Annotated in this window: 12 protein-coding genes; 5 read left to right on the top strand and 7 right to left on the bottom strand. The window is 34.7% G+C overall.

Features of this window, described 5'->3' with window-relative positions:
• The first annotated feature begins 197 nt into the window (after positions 1–197).
• Both ACY65O_RS01155 and ACY65O_RS01150 read left to right on the top strand, forming a co-directional pair.
• Entirely contained in the window at positions 198–3,605 is a 3,408-nt protein-coding gene (locus ACY65O_RS01155) for a SusC/RagA family TonB-linked outer membrane protein (RefSeq protein ID WP_462219012.1), read from the top strand.
• Between the two features lie 26 nt (positions 3,606–3,631).
• Positions 3,632–5,341 carry a RagB/SusD family nutrient uptake outer membrane protein gene (locus tag ACY65O_RS01150; protein WP_462219011.1) on the top strand — a complete coding sequence of 570 codons (1,710 nt, stop codon included), beginning with the start codon at positions 3,632–3,634 and terminating at the stop codon, positions 5,339–5,341.
• Between the two features lie 243 nt (positions 5,342–5,584).
• On the opposite strand, the gene ACY65O_RS01145 is transcribed toward ACY65O_RS01150, so the two are convergent.
• The 7 genes from ACY65O_RS01145 to panC all read right to left on the bottom strand — a co-directional run bounded on the left by ACY65O_RS01145 (position 5,585) and on the right by panC (position 12,051).
• On the bottom strand, positions 5,585–5,860 hold the full coding sequence (locus tag ACY65O_RS01145) for a hypothetical protein (protein ID WP_462219010.1): 276 nt from the start codon (positions 5,858–5,860) through the stop codon (positions 5,585–5,587).
• Positions 5,823–6,134, bottom strand: a complete 312-nt coding sequence (locus ACY65O_RS01140; protein ID WP_462219009.1) for a hypothetical protein — start codon at positions 6,132–6,134, stop codon at positions 5,823–5,825. The genes ACY65O_RS01145 and ACY65O_RS01140 overlap by 38 nt, the downstream gene beginning before the upstream one ends.
• Before the next feature lie 345 nt (positions 6,135–6,479).
• A complete protein-coding gene (locus ACY65O_RS01135) occupies positions 6,480–7,358 on the bottom strand; it encodes a Ppx/GppA phosphatase family protein (protein WP_462219008.1) in 879 nt (292 codons plus the stop codon).
• 157 nt (positions 7,359–7,515) lie between these two features.
• The gene (ppk1, locus tag ACY65O_RS01130; RefSeq protein ID WP_462219007.1) at positions 7,516–9,576 is read right to left on the bottom strand and encodes a polyphosphate kinase 1; all 2,061 of its coding nucleotides are present in this window, start codon (positions 9,574–9,576) and stop codon (positions 7,516–7,518) included.
• Between the two features lie 77 nt (positions 9,577–9,653).
• A complete protein-coding gene (gene rfaE2 / locus ACY65O_RS01125) occupies positions 9,654–10,142 on the bottom strand; it encodes a D-glycero-beta-D-manno-heptose 1-phosphate adenylyltransferase (RefSeq protein ID WP_462219006.1) in 489 nt (162 codons plus the stop codon).
• On the bottom strand, positions 10,114–11,139 hold the full coding sequence (locus ACY65O_RS01120) for a lysylphosphatidylglycerol synthase transmembrane domain-containing protein (protein WP_462219005.1): 1,026 nt from the start codon (positions 11,137–11,139) through the stop codon (positions 10,114–10,116). The genes rfaE2 and ACY65O_RS01120 overlap by 29 nt, the downstream gene beginning before the upstream one ends.
• A 66-nt stretch (positions 11,140–11,205) precedes the next feature.
• Entirely contained in the window at positions 11,206–12,051 is an 846-nt protein-coding gene (gene panC, locus ACY65O_RS01115) for a pantoate--beta-alanine ligase (RefSeq protein ID WP_462219004.1), read from the bottom strand.
• A 108-nt stretch (positions 12,052–12,159) separates the two neighbouring features.
• On the opposite strand from panC, the gene ACY65O_RS01110 reads away from it, so the two are divergent.
• The 3 genes from ACY65O_RS01110 to metK all read left to right on the top strand — a co-directional run bounded on the left by ACY65O_RS01110 (position 12,160) and on the right by metK (position 15,879).
• Entirely contained in the window at positions 12,160–12,972 is an 813-nt protein-coding gene (locus ACY65O_RS01110) for a glycogen/starch synthase (RefSeq protein WP_462219003.1), read from the top strand.
• Positions 12,973–13,005: 33 nt separating this feature from the next.
• Positions 13,006–14,523 (top strand): DUF4270 family protein, encoded by a 1,518-nt coding sequence (locus tag ACY65O_RS01105; RefSeq protein WP_462219002.1) that lies wholly within the window; start codon positions 13,006–13,008, stop codon positions 14,521–14,523.
• 102 nt (positions 14,524–14,625) lie between these two features.
• Complete coding sequence (gene metK / locus ACY65O_RS01100) at positions 14,626–15,879, top strand: methionine adenosyltransferase (RefSeq protein WP_462219001.1); 1,254 nt, start codon at positions 14,626–14,628, stop codon at positions 15,877–15,879.
• Positions 15,880–16,353 lie beyond the last annotated feature (474 nt).

Below are 16,353 nucleotides of genomic sequence, written 5' to 3'. Positions count from 1 at the left end.
ATCCGGTGGTTGCATATGATACCCCCGTTGAACGGTTAAGTTCATTTATTAACAGGGAAACAGGGGCTGTCTTGAGCAAAGATGAAAGCGGTACCTACCATATTGTCACCAAATACGATATCATTCAAAGTCTGTCCAAATAGGCTCCACGTTTTTCTACGATAACCAAAAACTCAGTACAGTGCTGCATTTAACTCATGCAGCATTTTGTAAATTATTTTGCCCATATTGCAGAGCCATCCAAAACAATTAATAAAATTTTAACACCAAAAAAACGACTAATGAGAAAATTAACTCTGCTTCTGTTTAGCCTATTTATGCTAAGCATTGAATGTGTTTTTGCGCAAACACCGATTACCGGAAAAGTAAGCGATGTTTCAGGTAACCCAATTCCGGGTGCAACTGTATTTGTAAAAGGTGGCACAGGAACTACTACTGGTTCTGACGGCTCTTTTTCTTTAAAATTACCTGCAGGAAAGAACACAGTTGTAGTTTCCTTTGTAGGTTATGCTTCTAAAACTGTAAAAATTGATGGCTCAAATGCCAACGTTACACTTGAACTTGATAACAAAGCTTTAAGTGAAGTGGTAGTAACTGGTACAGGGTCTGCAACCAGTAAAAGAAAACTTGGTATTTCTGTTGAATCTATTACGGCAGACAAGTTACCAACTATACCAGCTGCAACACTTGATCAAGCTCTTGTTGGTAAAATTCCAGGAGCACAAATTTCATCTGTATCTGGTAATCCAGGTGATCAGGTTAATATTGTTTTGAGAGGAATTAATACCGTACAAGGTGGTACAAGGCCTTTATTATTGTTAGATGGTGCGGAAGTACCATTTGAAGTTTTAAACACCCTAAATCTTGGACAAGTAGAACGTGTAGAAGTTGTACAAGGTGCTGCATCTGCTTCCCTATACGGTGCACAAGGTGCAAATGGTGTAATTCAAATTTTTACAAAAAAAGGCCAGCACAATAAATTGAGTATTACTGCTTCATCCAGTATTTCACAAAATTCATACATAAATTCAGGTAATTTTGGCAAAGCAGATATGCACCCTTACTTAACAGACGCAAGTGGAAACATTATTAATCAGGGTTCAAATGCCGGGTTAGGATATACTGCTGGTACACCAGTGGTAATAGATCCTGTACGTGGCATAATTAGGGGTTCAAACTCTATTTCATACAGATTTGGAACTAATATACCAGGTACAACCAATCCTGCCGGAACATCAAACTTTACCCGTTATGGCATATTAGACCCCCGGAACAAAAATGATCAGGCTTACAGCGGAAACCTTAAGTTTTATGATCATTTTGCACAGGTTTTTCAAACCGGGATATCAAAAAATAATTCTTTAAGCATAAGTGGTGGTGGTGATAAAAATGATTTTAGTTTGGCTGTTTCCAATAACCATACAAATTCTGCACTCCTTAAAGATAATGGGTATTTAGACAGAACAAACGTTACTTTAAATTTAGGATTTGAAGTTTTTAAGAATTTTACAATCCGTGCTATAACTAATTTGGCTTATACTAAAAATACGTTACATCCTGGCTTGGGTGCGCCGGGTGGAGGCGGTTTTGGATTAGGTCAATCTAATGCAGGTGTGAATGGTGTTTATGGTTTTTTAAACACTTCTCCATTTTTTAGTTTACAGGACACCATTGTAGGCGGAAATTATGCTTCTTATCAAAGAGCCAGTTTTTTAAGTGTAAATGCCTTTAACCCTTTTTATAGATTACAATATACTAAAGGAGATAGCAAGCGATACGATATAATACAAAATTTTGAGGCAAATTATAAGGTTAATAAATATTTGAATTTAAATGCACGCTATGGAATAACCTATAAAAATGAAAATGATGTATGGACGACTTATAATCAATCATTAAACGCTAACACAATCGATCAAGGCTCTTATTATTCGGTTTTTAATGGTGATGAAACTGGTGAAATTGACAACTGGCAATATAATACTACTAAACAAAATTTCTTTACCAGCGCAATAATCAAAACTGATTTTGAAAAAGATTTTCACATTAATTTTCCTTTACAAACCACTACGCTGGTAGGATTTGATTACCGTAAAAACGATTACAAGGAATTAAATACGTGGGGACAAACACTACCATTAAATCCTCCATTCACATTAACCTCCACATCAAGTCAACATACTGCAACAGATTTTGTGCAGCCTTTTGTTACTTATGGCTATTTAGTTGATCAGGCATTTGACTTTGGGAATTATGCTGGTATAAAAGGGGGCTTTAGAACAGATTATTCTTCTACATTTGGTGCTGGTTCCAAACCATTTACCTTCCCTCATATAAATGGGTATGTAAATTTAAATGCATTCAATTTCTGGCAAGGTATTCAAAATGTTGTTCCAAGTGTTAAATTAAGAGCAGCTTATGGTCAGGCTGGTATTCAACCCGGGGCTTTTGATCGTTATCCTGTTCTTAACTTACAACCTACCGGTAATGAAATAGCTTATACTAATCAAACTGGTGCAAAAAATCCAAATCTTGATGTGGAAGTATCTACAGAAACTGAATTAGGTACTGATTTAGGAATTAATATAAATAATAAAGGTAACTGGTTAAAAGCTGCGAATGTTTCTTTTACCTATTGGAAAAGAAGTACCGAGAATGCTATTTTTTACCAACAGGTACCACCTTCTACCGGAGCAACACAATTACTTACCAATGCTATTGCATTATCATCGAATGGCTGGCAGTTAGGTATAAATATTCCAGTACTTGCATCCAAGAATTTAAATTGGGATTTTACCGCTAATCTGGGTCATCAAATATCAACTATTGACAGGGTTACAGGTGGAGATATACCTTTAACTACTTTTGCTGGAAGTACTGGTTTAGTTCTTGCAGCTGGAAGAAAGATAGGTGAGATTTATGGGTACAAAGCATTAACTGATGTTGCACAACTTAGGGCTGATAAAACACCTTTTATTCCTACTGCCAATCAGGGCAACTATGAAATAGTACTAGGAAGAGTGGTTAATAAAGCTACTAAAGGAATCTTTTTTTCTGATGAGGCAGAATCATTAGGCGATCCAAATCCTAAATTAACTTCATCATTTATAAATAGCTTTAGTTGGAAAAATACTATTTCATTTGGTTTTCAGTTTGACTGGATAAGTGGTTCACACCTTTATAATCAAACTAATGAATGGCTGTACCGTGATGGTATCAGTAAGGACTTTACTAAACCAGTAACAATTAATGGTGAAACAGGTGCCTTTACTGCCTATTATGCTTCTGCTTATTATGGATTGGGTAATACAGCAAGAGGTGTGGGTAATAATGTAACAAAAGATTATTTTTATTACGATGCCTCTTTTGTAAGGTTAAGGAATGTCTCAATAGGGGTTGATTTTTCAAAATTTGCAAGGAAAGATTGGCTAAAAAAATGTCAACTGGTATTTAGCGGAAGAAACTTATTAACCTTTACAAAATATCCAGGGTTAGATCCGGAAATTAGTTCTGGTGCCTCTAATTCTGCTTTTGACAGAGGTATTGACCACAGTACTATTCCTAACTTAAAGTCATATCAGGTTTCATTAAACCTTGGCTTTTAATTTGTAAACCATTAATATTTATTTAAATGAAAAAAATACAATTAAACATAAATAAACTTGGCAGAAAGTACTCTTCTTATTTTCTTTCTGCTTCTATGCTCTTGCTAATTTTAAGTTCTTGCAAAAAGCAATTAGATGTTAAAAACCCTAATGACCCTACTTTTGGAGGCAATGTAAATTCAGAAGCGGGACTTACTGCTTATGCAAAAGGAGGTGTATATTGGAATGGATTTAATTATGGTGATGGCTGGTTGGGAGATAGTTATTTTTCTTTGCCCTGGGGTTATCACGAATTAATGGGTGATGTTGTAGGTGGTGGCCAAGGTTCAAATAACCAAACCACAACTATGGGAGTACCAGATAAGTTTCAGGCCGATCCCGCTGACGCAACAACCATTTTTACCAACCCCTCTCCGCAAGCTTCAGATATCATAAGGGGATTTAATAATGGAGCAGCTACATCTAATGGTAATAATGCACTATTTTACGAATGGACAAATATGTATGCTATGATCAGTGCCTGTAACCAAACATTGGAAAATATGGGCAAGATAACATTGAGTGCTGATAAAGCAAACACTGTAAAGGCCTGGTGCTACTGGTGGAAAGGATATGCTTATGCACAAATTGGTACATTGTACTATGCAGGTTTAATAGTAGATCAATCAAATACAATTGTTAGTAAATTTCAGAAACAAGCTGATATCATTACCGAATCTAATAAACAATTAAACCTGGCATCTACAACGCTTAATGCTATTTCAAATCAAGGGGATTATGGTGCCATAATTGCACAATTAATTCCTTCTCAATGTCAGACTGGTCTTGGAAATCCTCCAACTTCAGCGCAATGGATAAGAACTATCAATACTATGCTGGCACGCAATATTGTATTAAATCACCTTGCTCCTTTCGTAAATGGAAATGCAAGTACTACTATCAATAAGTCTACCATTAGCGTTATGTCAGCAGCTGATTGGGCATCTGTGATATCTTTATGTAATAATGGTGTAAAACAAGGTGATAATGTATTTACAGGAAGAACTTCTGGGTCAAATTCTTTCTTTTCATTCAATTCTGGCTCTGTAGCAGCTATTCTTACGGCAAGTAATCAATCAACTACCTATAAATTAAGCGAAAGATTAGTACAGCAGTTTAAAGCTGGTGATAAACGGCTTGCAAACTTTACTACAGCTAACGGTACATTTTTTGGTGATGCTAATACCAATACAACAAGATATAGTTTGGTAGATGGGGTTACGGTTGGTTTATCCGGAATTCCTATTTTAGGTTCTCGTCAGGCTGGTAGGCTTGAAATCTATATTGGACCTACTTATGAAGAAAACCAATTAATGCTTGCAGAAGCAAATATCAGAACATCAAATATTCCAGCTGGATTAATATTAATAAACAGCGTAAGGGCATATCAGGGTGCTGGTGTACCCACTTTAGCCGGCTTAACTTTACCACAAGCATTACAGGAGTTGACAATGGAAAGGTTAGCAGCTCTTGCTTTACGTGGTCTATCTTTCTATGATTTACGCAGATGGGGCTGGACATATTCTATTGCAAATGGCGGAGGTAGATATGGTTGTACCCTTCTTTTCAGGGGGAATACTTATACCAATGCAACTATCAATTACAATTTCATGGATTACTGGGATGTTCCAGGCGATGAGATAGAAAAAAATAGCCCATCAGCTGACAGCGCACCTGTAAAAAATGCGAATTATTAATCATTATTGTAAGTAGAATTATCTATAAAAGAAGAGGCCGTCTTTTTAAGACGGCCTCTTCTTTTAATCAATATTTTCCGGTAAATAATGCTTTACAAATTCTTAAAAGGCAGTATAAGGTTTGTTATAATCCTTAACTAAAATTAGCCTTGCGTTATATTCTCTTTTTGTTTTAATATCACATCAAACCCATAAAGATATTTACCACCTTTTTACTCCAGAGAATTATAATAATTACTTTAACTAAGTCAGATTTTTTTTAAAATTGATTTTATTGTTGTCAATAAATTTTTCTATCTCATGCTCTTTATCTTTCAACAAATCTGTAACAAAGTTTTTAGTGTGATGAAATTTCTGCATACTATTATTAGCGTATATATAAAATGTTACAGCTTCTTCCACAAATTCTTTTGTAATTTGACCCGTCATTTCATCTTTGAAAACCCTGATATATTTAGCTCTTTTTGCCAGTAATTCTATCTTACATTCTGTAAAAAACCTGGTAATAATAGTTTTCATTTTGTTTATCAATTTTAGGATACCCGTTTTTAAAAATATTCCCAATATTATCTTTTGAAAAAAAACTATAACAATCAATTTTTTTAACTAAGCCATCAATAGCAACCATTTCTTTACCTGAACTATCAAGAAAATACAAAGTGTTATTTTCAATATTTAATTTAATAGATATTGGCCCGGTTATTTTCCCTTCCGAAAGTGTAAGGTTTGCCTGTACCCAGTTAGGGTTAATGAAAGGTGATCCTGTTGCATCAGGGGCGTATTTTTTTAACAACGATTGCCCGTTTATGCCTGTTGCGTCGAGTCTCCTTCCTTCGGTAGAGGTGCTAAAATCTAATTGGTCAAAACTTATACTGGTAATGAAACAAAAATAGAAAGGGAGTTTTTTTTGTCATAAAAAAAATTTGTAAAAATTAAAACAAAATCAATAATAACCAAACTCAAGAATTATAATTAACGCTGATGATTATTTTAAATGCAGGCATTGCTATACTAAAGGTATTATTAACTAAAATATCACCTTTATAAGTCTTATGTTATGGTTATGTAATTATTTTTTATACTCAAAAAAGTGAACTGGTAGTAATACAGTAAATGCTGCTTAAATTGTGCAGCATTTTTACTTCACCTCCTCCCACAAATGCTGTATCAATCCATCTACTAAACCAATTTTGGGTACATAAATTTCCTGTGCATCGGCCCAGCGCATGGCATTGGTGTAAATTTGCAGGGCAGGTACAATTACATCTGCACGGTCTTCTCTTAAACCGTATTTAGTAATTCTTTCTTCTAAAGTAACATTGCTTAATTCTTTGTAATAATCTCTTAGTAATTCTAAAGAAAGCGGTTTACCATCTTTACGCTTGCTCATGCTGAAAATTTTATTGATGTTGCCACCGCTGCCAATGGCAATCACTTCTTTGTGGCCTTTGGTTACAGCTCGGAGTGCCTCTTTCATTTCTTCCCAATTACTGTCTTTAACTAAGTTTTTTAATAATCGTATGGTACCAATGTTAAAAGATTTTTTGTACACTAATTTTCCATTACTGAAAAATGAAAGCTCTGTACTTCCACCACCCACATCTATATATAAATAACTGTGGTCTTTATCCATATTTTCGGCCACATGATTTTCGTACACTAAATTGGCTTCAGTATCGCCACTGATAACTTCAATAGAAATATCTGTTTCTAATTTTATTTTTCTGATAATATCCGCAGCATTTTTTGCATCCCTCATAGCACTGGTGGCGCAGGCTTTTAAATGCTCTACACCATAAGCATTCATCAAATGTTTATAGGCTTTCATGGTTTGCATAACCATTCCAATTCTTGCTTTGGAAATTACGCCAGTTTCAAAAACATCAAACCCAAGCCTTAGCGGCACCCTTAATAAATTAAGTTTATTAAAAGATGGATTACCTTTTTCATCAACAATTACTTCTGTAATTAAAAGCCTTGCTGCGTTACTGCCAATATCTATTGCTGCTAATTTCACTCTTTGTTAATCAGTTAATTGGTTAATTTGTTAATCTGTACTCACGAATTTACGGATTAACGTTTATACCGAATGACATTTATATTGATTTACATGTAACCAGATTATGCACAATTAAATATTTGCTGCAAGCTGGAGCTCGAAGGCACAAATTTTATTAAATACTTTTTTTATGGAGATAATTATACGTTTCCAGCTGGCTGCGTATTTTTTTTGTGTTGCGTGGGTTTACATACTGATTGCTTAATTCATTATCCAGTATCCTTGCTTTAATATTATCATTCAACTGAATTTGGAGGATGTCTTTTAATTCCTGTTGAATATTTTTTTCAAAAACAGGGCAGGCGGCCTCTATACGATGGTCGATATTTCTTACCATCCAGTCGGCACTGGAAATAAAAACTTTTTCTTTCCCCCCGTTATGGAAAATCATTACCCTTGCATGTTCCAGGTATTCATCTACAATACTGATGGCATATACTTCTTTAAATTTTAAATTTTCGGTGAGCATACAAAAGATACCCCGTACAATCATATTAATTACTACGCCGGCTTTTGCAGCTTCGTATAATTTTTCTATCAGCAATTCGTCACTAAGAGAATTTAATTTTAAAGTAATTGACGCTGTTTTTTTTGCTTTAGCCGCTGTTATTTCTTTTTGTATCAACTGCATTAATTGTTTTCGCATTGCAGCCGGGCTTACCATTATGGTTTTACAGGCTTTTAAAAAATGCGGCCTCATTTTTGGCAACTCCAGGTAATGAAAAATACGGCTCACATCGGCCATAATATTTTTGTTGGCGGTAAGTAAACAATGATCGCCATAAATTTTTGCCGTCTGTTCGTTAATATTGCCAGTGCTTACAAAACCATACAAAATAATTTTATTTTGTACTATCTTTTTTATTAAACAAAATTTTGCATGCACTTTCATGTCTGGCACTCCAATTATTACTTTCACGCCGGCTTCTTCCAATTCTTCTTTCCATTCTAAATTTGCTTCTTCATCAAACCTTGCCCTTAACTCCAAAACTGCAGTAACCTGTTTGCCATTACGCACAGCATTGGTTAATGCATTAATTATTTTCGATCGTGGTGCAAGGCGGTAGCAGGTAATTTTTATACTTACTACTTCGGGATCAATGGCTGCTTCTCTTAATAAATCAATTACTGTATCAAAACTGTGATAGGGAAAGTTGAGCAGTATATCTTTTTGCAAAATAATATCTGTAGTGCGGCTTACATTTTTTAATGCAGGATGTAAAAAGGGTTTTTTACGTGGGTTCTTTTTTACAAATACCGATTCTGGAAAATCTATAAAATCTTTAAAGTTATGAATACGTCCGCCAGGTATTAAATTGTCTTTATGCGAAAGGCCAAGGCGTTTAACCAGGTAGGCTAACAATGATGCATCAATTTCTTTATCATAAACAAACCGTACAGTTTTTCCTTTCTTGCGGTTCTTTAATCCCTTTTCAATTTTTTGTATCAGGGATGTTGACACATCATTATCAATATCAATTTCAGCATCTCGTGTTACTTTAATAATGGCAGATGAAAAACTGTCGTATCCAAAAAAAGAAAAAATATGCGGCAGGCAAAAACGGATAACATCTTCTAATAAAATAATATGCTTTTCATTTTGTTTAGATGGCAGAATAATAAACCTGGGTAAGCGCCTTGCAGGTACGGAAACCAGTGCAAATTTTTTAGCAATACTTTTATCTTTTTTAGAAAGCGTGCAGGCGAGATAAATTGATTTATCGCTGAGTGTGGGAAACTCCCTGATACTTTCCATCATCAGCGGAACAACATTGCTGCGTATCTCTTCATTAAAATAATCCTGCACAAACCTTTGCTGAATGCGGTTTAATTTATTTTCATTTACTAAAAATATTTTTTGCTTTTTCAGTTCCCTTAAAATTTCATTCCATATTCTTTCAAATTCTTTTTGCTGCTCTAAAACTTTTTCCTGTATCTCTTCTAAAATAAGGCTGGGGTTCATTTCCAGGTGCATGTTCTTTTTTTGGCCAATGGCAATCATCCTGTTTAAAGTGGCTACTCTTACCCTGAAAAATTCATCGAGGTTATTAGAGAAAATGCCTAAGAAACGCATACGTTCCCTTAGCGGAACAGTATCGTCTGCAGCCTCCTGCAGTACACGGCTGTTAAACGAAAGCCAGCTTATATCCCGAATAATTATTTTTTGTTTGGACACAAAAGAAAATTTTATTTATATGAAATTAAAGGGAACGGTTTAACTAAATAATAAACTCTGTATTAAGATTGTGTAAATTATTTTTTCATTCTTTCAATAATAGCAGTGGTAGAAAAGCCCTCAAGTATAGCCGCAATAATAACTTCGCCGCCATTTGCTTTTACTTCTTTAGCACCAACAATGGTTTCAATAGTATAATCGCCGCCTTTAACTAATACATCAGGCATAATTGAAGTAATTAAATTATAAGGGGTGTCGTCTTCAAAAATAATAACTGCATCAGTCATTACCAGCGATGCCAAAAGCAATGCCCTGGAGTTTTCGTTATTCACCGGCCGGCTTTCACCTTTTAATCTTTTTACGGAGGCGTCTGCATTTACACCCACAATTAAAATATTACCACAGGCAGCGGCATCGCTTAAAGATGCAATATGGCCTTCGTGTAAAATATCGAACACACCATTGGTGAAAACAATTTTTTTATTTTGCAACCGCCAGCGTTTTAGCTGTGCCTGTAAAGCAGCTGCTGTAAAAATTTTATGGGGTATCGCTTGTACCGATTTCATTTTTTGGTTTATTTATGTAGGGTAATATTATAACACTAGTAAAACCAATTACGAGTGTTAGTAAAAATTGTGCTGCCCATTGCAGCAATCCGTTAGCTTTTCCAAAACCTTCAGGTATATCATATAGTTTCATTGCATCCATAAGAAGTTCGGGATAAGAACCAATACCACCGGGAGTAATTATAGTAGCTACCGTACCAAAAACTAATACCGGAAAGGCAGCCAGTGCAGGTAACACAGAGGTTTCTTTAATGGCAAAAAAACCTATGTAAGTACCTCCGAGGTAACATGCCCAGATAAAAATGCTGTGGAAAATAAAAAGCCCTTTATTGGGTAAATTTTTTACGCTTAATAAACCAACTTTAATCCCTGTAAAAATATTTTTTATCCGTTGCACTAATTTTATATGCAGATATTTTCTAAAAATAAATTTCAATAAAAAAAAGATGATAACAACAATAAAAATCCCTGCTATAATTTTGATTAATGCAGCTTCTTTATTTTGAGAAAGAAAGTATTCATTGAAAGCATCTTTTGCATAACCTCCTACAACTTTAGCCTGTGTTAGTAAGGATATTATAATAATTATAAAGAAGGATAATAAATCTACAGCCCTTTCAACAAGGATGGTACCTACTAATTTATCAGGCGGCACTTTTTCATACTTCCCTAGTATAGTACATTTTAAAACTTCCCCTAATCGTGGAAAGGCAAAGTTGGCAAGATAACCCACCATTACAGCACAAAATGTGTTGATCAACTTAGGATTGTATCCCATTGAATTCATCAGGATTTTCCAGCGGAAAGCCCTGCTGATATGACTTGCAGTTAAAATAAAAAAAACGGGAATTAAAAGATAGTAGTTGGCGGTTTTTAAAGCGTTTACAAACTCATTGTAATCTTTATCACTCATTTTATGAATGCTCCACCAAACCAAAAAAATACCCAGCCCTAAAAAAAATGCGTACTTAATAAAAGAAATTAACCGTTTTTGCATATCGGTTACAAATTACGAATAGATTTTTTAAAAGAATAAAATAACAGCAATCACTATTAATTGTTTTTAATTCAGTAACATGTTATCAATAAGCCTTACCTCATTTAAATAAACGGCAGCAAGTGCAACAATGGGGCATTTGCCATCCCAGTTTTCTAAAACTTCTAAGGTGTCGGCAGTGGCTATGGCAATATAATCTACTTTAATGCCTTCGGCAGATAAATAATTTACAGCTCTTTCTTTTAAATCTTCGATATAACCGGACTTAATTTCTTTCTTAATAAAAAATAAAACTTCTGAGATTTTGACCGCTTTTTTTCTCTCCTCATTATTCAGCCGCATATTTCTGCTGCTCATTGCCAGCCCATCAGGTTCTCTTACAGTACTGCCAATAATTACATTTATATTTAAGTGAGTTGTTTCAATCAGTTTTTTTATCACCATGCATTGCTGGTAATCTTTTTGCCCTATATATAAATTATGAGGCTGTACAATACTTAACAGGTGGTGCACTACCTGGCAAACCCCCTGAAAATGCCCGGGGCGGTATTTGCCTTCTAAAACAGTTTCTAAATAACCAAGATTATAATGTAGAGGATTAACAAAACCGTTGGGGTACATTTCTTTTACTGTTGGCATAAACAAAATATCACAGCCATTTTTTTCTAAAAGATCAATATCTTTTTCGATTGTGATGGGGTATTTGTCGAAGTCGTTGGCATTGTTAAACTGGGTTGGATTTACAAAAATACTGCTGACAGTTAGCCTATTTGAAGTGCTGGAATTAATTATTAAGGAAATATGACCATCGTGTAATGCCCCCATTGTTGGAGCAAAGCCAATTGATTTTCCCTTTTTTTTCTCCTCTTCAATAAAAGAAGAGAGTTCTTTAATTTTCTTAAATACTATCATTTTAATAACAATTGAGCTTCAAATGCTTGTGTATCCTGATTTTGCAAAATAAAATTCGTACTTTTGCACTCCTTTAAAAAATTAAACCAGCATATAATAAAGTGTAAAATGTCAACAAAGAAAAGAATTTTATTTATTGCAAACGAAATGTCGCCGTATTTAGAGCTTACTGATTTTGCAGAAATTATAAACAAGCTGGCGGTAAAATCGAACGATACTGGTATGGAAGTGAGGTGTATTATGCCTCGTTTTGGTATAATAAATGAAAGAAGGCACAGGCTGCATGAGGTGGTTCGTTTATCGGGAATAAATGTTTCTATTGACAATGATGATTATCCATTAATGATTAAAGTTGCCAGTTTACCCAACGCCAGGCTGCAAATTTATTTTTTAGATAATGAAGATTATTTTAAACGTAAGTCTGTTTTTACTGATGAAAAAGAAAAGTGGTTTGATGATAATGGATTGAGAACAGTGTTATTTTGTAAGGGGGCACTGGAAACGGTTAAAAAATTTGGATGGCCTCCAGACATTATTCATTGCAGCGGCTGGATGACTGGCTTGATACCAATGTTTATTAAAAATGCTTATAAAAAAGAACCTGTTTTTGGTAATTGCAAAGTTGTTTATACCATTGGCGAAAATACTTTTAAAGAAAAATTGGGCGCCGACTTTTTAAAATTAGCTACCATAAACGATTATGTAACTAAAAAAGAGCTGGAACCTTTTAAGGATATAAACAATGCAGCTATGTTTAGGGGCGGTGCAACTTTTGCAGATGCTGTAACTTTTGGTACTGATAAAGCCGATAAAAAATTAGTGGAAGAATTTTCTAAAGTAAAAGGAAAAAAAATAGTGAAATATAATGCCGAAGGTGATTTAACAGACTATTTGCAATTATATACCGACCTTGCCAAGTAGAAAAAACTAACACATTTTATTAAAATTATTTTTGTGCAAAAACGTATTCTCTCAATAGCATTTATTGCTTTTTTATTTTCTATAATTTTTATTGGTTGCAGCAAATTAGATACTACAGATATTGGCAGCGATCTTTTGCCAGCAGTGGATAATGTAAACACTTTTGATACTTTACTTACTATCGAAGCAACACAAGGGATATTTAACCCAGATACAACAAAACTAAATGGATTAGAAGATCATGTATTAGGAACAATAAATAACGATCCACTTTTTGGAACAACCACTGCAGATATTTATGCAGAGTTTAAGCCAACCTTTTATCCTTATTACTATGGCAATGTCAGCGCCAGGGATACGTTGGTAGGTGGTATTGATTCTGTAGTGCTTGGCCTGAGTTACAAAGGTTTTTGGGGGGATAGCATAAATACCCCTTTACAATTACAGGTAAAAGAAATACCATCATCTACTGGTGGCTTATGGGATTCTTTGGGTATAAATAAGGAACTTAATTATGCACCTGTAAATAGAAATAGTGGTGTTGTGATTGGGAGTTCTACAATAAACATTGCCAGCCTTGGTAATTATGTAAAAATTGGCAATGGAAAAGATTCTGTAAAAAATCAGGTAAGAATAAAATTATCGCAGAGTTTTGTAAATGGATTTAATTCCATAGATACAAATGCTACTAATCCGTACAAATCTGATTCATTATTCAGGGTATTTAAAAAGGGTTTTGCCATTATTGCCAATGGCACCGGTAATGGTTTACTTTACACTAATTTAACTGATTCGTCATCAAGATTAGAAATCCATTACAAACGTAAGATTGGGGCTGTTATTGATACCACTTATAGTTTATTCAAGTTATCTAATTTTAGTAATGCAACCGCTGCAATAAGGCCTTCGTCAACTGCAAATAATATTATTAGAAACCGAAGTGGCTTTCCAGTTTCAAATCCGCCGGCAAGCGAAATTTATTTACAAACTACTCCGGGTACTTATGCTAACTTAAAAATACCTTCTCTCGGAACGCTTTCCAATAGGATCATTCACAGGGCAGAAATAATAATAGAACAAGTTCCATTTAATACTCAAACGGACGGATATTTTTCTGCTCCTGATTATTTGTACTTAGATTTAAAAGATAGCAGTACCAGTCCGACTTTTCCAGAGAAATGGAAGCCACTTTATTTTGATTTAAACCCTAACACAGCTTATGATCCGGATTCTAAAGTAAACACTTATTTTCCGGGTGGTGGGATAGATTTTCTTTATTATGGCGGCTATGCCAGAAATAAAAAAGATGTTTTTGGTAACCCCATAAAATACTACAATTTTAATATTACCCGTTATGTTCAGCAAATTGTAACCAAGCATACTAATAATTATACACTAAGGTTGCAGGCACCTTACAATCTCATTTATCCTCAGTATTTACCTAATTATATACCTTACAATAACAGGTTAGCGTATGGAAGAGTTAAAGTTGGAAGTGGAACTAATCTTAATTATAAAATGCGGCTGCGTATTGTTTATTCAAAAATTTAAAAATAATTTATTAAGATAAGTGTATAAGTCCTCCAAAAGCTTTGGAGGACTTTGTTGTTTAAGTGCTGTACCCTTATCTTTGCAATCTTAAAAAAAAATAATATGCCATATTTGTTTACATCAGAGTCAGTAAGTGAAGGACATCCTGATAAAGTTGCCGACCAGATCAGTGATGCTTTAATTGATAATTTTTTAGCTTTCGATCCTCAAAGTAAAGTGGCTTGCGAAACACTGGTAACAACCGGACAGGTTGTATTAGCAGGCGAAGTAAAAAGTAAAGCTTATTTAGATGTGCAGGAAATAGCACGTGGTGTTATCCGCAAAATAGGCTATACCAAAAGTGAATACATGTTTGAGGCAAACAGTTGCGGTATCCTTTCTGCAATACATGAGCAATCAAGCGATATTAACCAGGGTGTAGATAAAAAGAAAAAAGAAGAGCAGGGTGCAGGCGACCAGGGAATGATGTTTGGTTATGCTACCAACGAAACAGAGCATTACATGCCGATGGCATTAGATCTTGCCCATAATTTATTAATAGAATTAGCAGTTATTCGCCGTGAGAAAAATTCTAAAATGTCTTACCTGCGCCCCGATGCAAAAAGCCAGGTAACATTAGAATACAATGATAAAAACGAGCCTGTGCGTATTGATGCTATTGTAATATCTACTCAGCATGATGATTTTGACAGCGAAGCAAAAATGCTGGCTAAAATTAAAGCTGACGTAATTAATATTTTAATACCAAGAATGAAGTTGAGGTATAAAAAATATGCGAAGTTGTTTAATGGCGATATTACCTATCACATTAACCCCACGGGTAAATTTGTAATTGGTGGTCCACATGGTGATACCGGTTTAACAGGCCGTAAAATTATTGTAGATACTTACGGTGGTAAAGGTGCACACGGCGGTGGTGCATTCAGCGGTAAAGATCCCAGCAAAGTTGACCGTTCTGCTGCTTATGCTACAAGGCATATTGCAAAAAATTTAGTAGCTGCAGGTTTGTGCAGCGAAGTGTTGGTGCAGGTTTCTTATGCAATTGGTGTTGCAAAACCTACCAGCATTAATGTAAACACTTACGGCACAGCTGCTGTACAATTAACAGATGGTCAAATCAGCAAGATAGTAGAAGGCGTTTTTGACATGCGTCCTTACTTTATTGAGCAGCGTTTAAAATTGCGTAATCCTATTTACAGCGAAACTGCAGCTTATGGCCACATGGGCCGTGTACCACAAGTGGTAGAAAAAACATTCACTTCTCCTGATGGAAAAAAGATTACTAAGAAAGTTGAATTGTTTACATGGGAGAAATTAGATTATGTAAATAAAGTAAAGAAAGCTTTTGGAATATAGCCTCTATTCCCTATAGGGGAAAATGGAGAAAATTATGTTTTATTAAGCGTATAAAAAAGAGGCTGAATTTATTTTCAGCCTCTTTTACTTTTAGTGGTTTCTTAATTATTTTTATTAACCTCTACTTTACTTTTAGGCAGTTGTTGTTTTCCCTGGATAGTTTTACTTTATCAGAAAATGTTTTGGTTAAGGTTACATTTCTTCCCTACTTCATCAATAGGACACCCAAAATCATTCAAACAGCTTTAGAATCGTTTTTTGCTCATCAGTTTTATCCAAAAGCATCAATTTTGTCTCTTTAGACTGAGGTAAGGTTACAGAGGACGGGGAACATTTTTGAGGGGAAAATGATGAAGTCAGGAAACTATTCTTTTTTAGATTCTCTAAAATAAAAAAACCTTCTTTTTAGAAGGTTTTTTATTTTTAATGTAGAAAGAAATTTATTTACCCTTTAGCTGTAGCTGTAGTTGTTTT

Origin of the sequence: Ferruginibacter sp., from assembly GCF_031430955.1 — a bacterium.
Taxonomy (GTDB): Bacteria; Bacteroidota; Bacteroidia; order Chitinophagales; family Chitinophagaceae; genus Ferruginibacter.
This window is presented reverse-complemented; position numbering and strand designations above follow the sequence as displayed.

Excerpts from the sequence above, each read along its gene's own strand:
- ACY65O_RS01145 (WP_462219010.1), bottom strand. The coding sequence starts at position 5,860 with ATGAAAACTATTATTACCAGGTTTTTTACAGAATGTAAGATAGAATTA.
- metK (WP_462219001.1), top strand. The coding sequence starts at position 14,626 with ATGCCATATTTGTTTACATCAGAGTCAGTAAGTGAAGGACATCCTGAT.
- ACY65O_RS01155 (WP_462219012.1), top strand. The coding sequence starts at position 198 with ATGCAGCATTTTGTAAATTATTTTGCCCATATTGCAGAGCCATCCAAA.
- ACY65O_RS01120 (WP_462219005.1), bottom strand. The coding sequence starts at position 11,139 with ATGCAAAAACGGTTAATTTCTTTTATTAAGTACGCATTTTTTTTAGGG.
- ACY65O_RS01110 (WP_462219003.1), top strand. The coding sequence starts at position 12,160 with ATGTCAACAAAGAAAAGAATTTTATTTATTGCAAACGAAATGTCGCCG.
- panC (WP_462219004.1), bottom strand. The coding sequence starts at position 12,051 with ATGATAGTATTTAAGAAAATTAAAGAACTCTCTTCTTTTATTGAAGAG.
- ACY65O_RS01150 (WP_462219011.1), top strand. The coding sequence starts at position 3,632 with ATGAAAAAAATACAATTAAACATAAATAAACTTGGCAGAAAGTACTCT.
- rfaE2 (WP_462219006.1), bottom strand. The coding sequence starts at position 10,142 with ATGAAATCGGTACAAGCGATACCCCATAAAATTTTTACAGCAGCTGCT.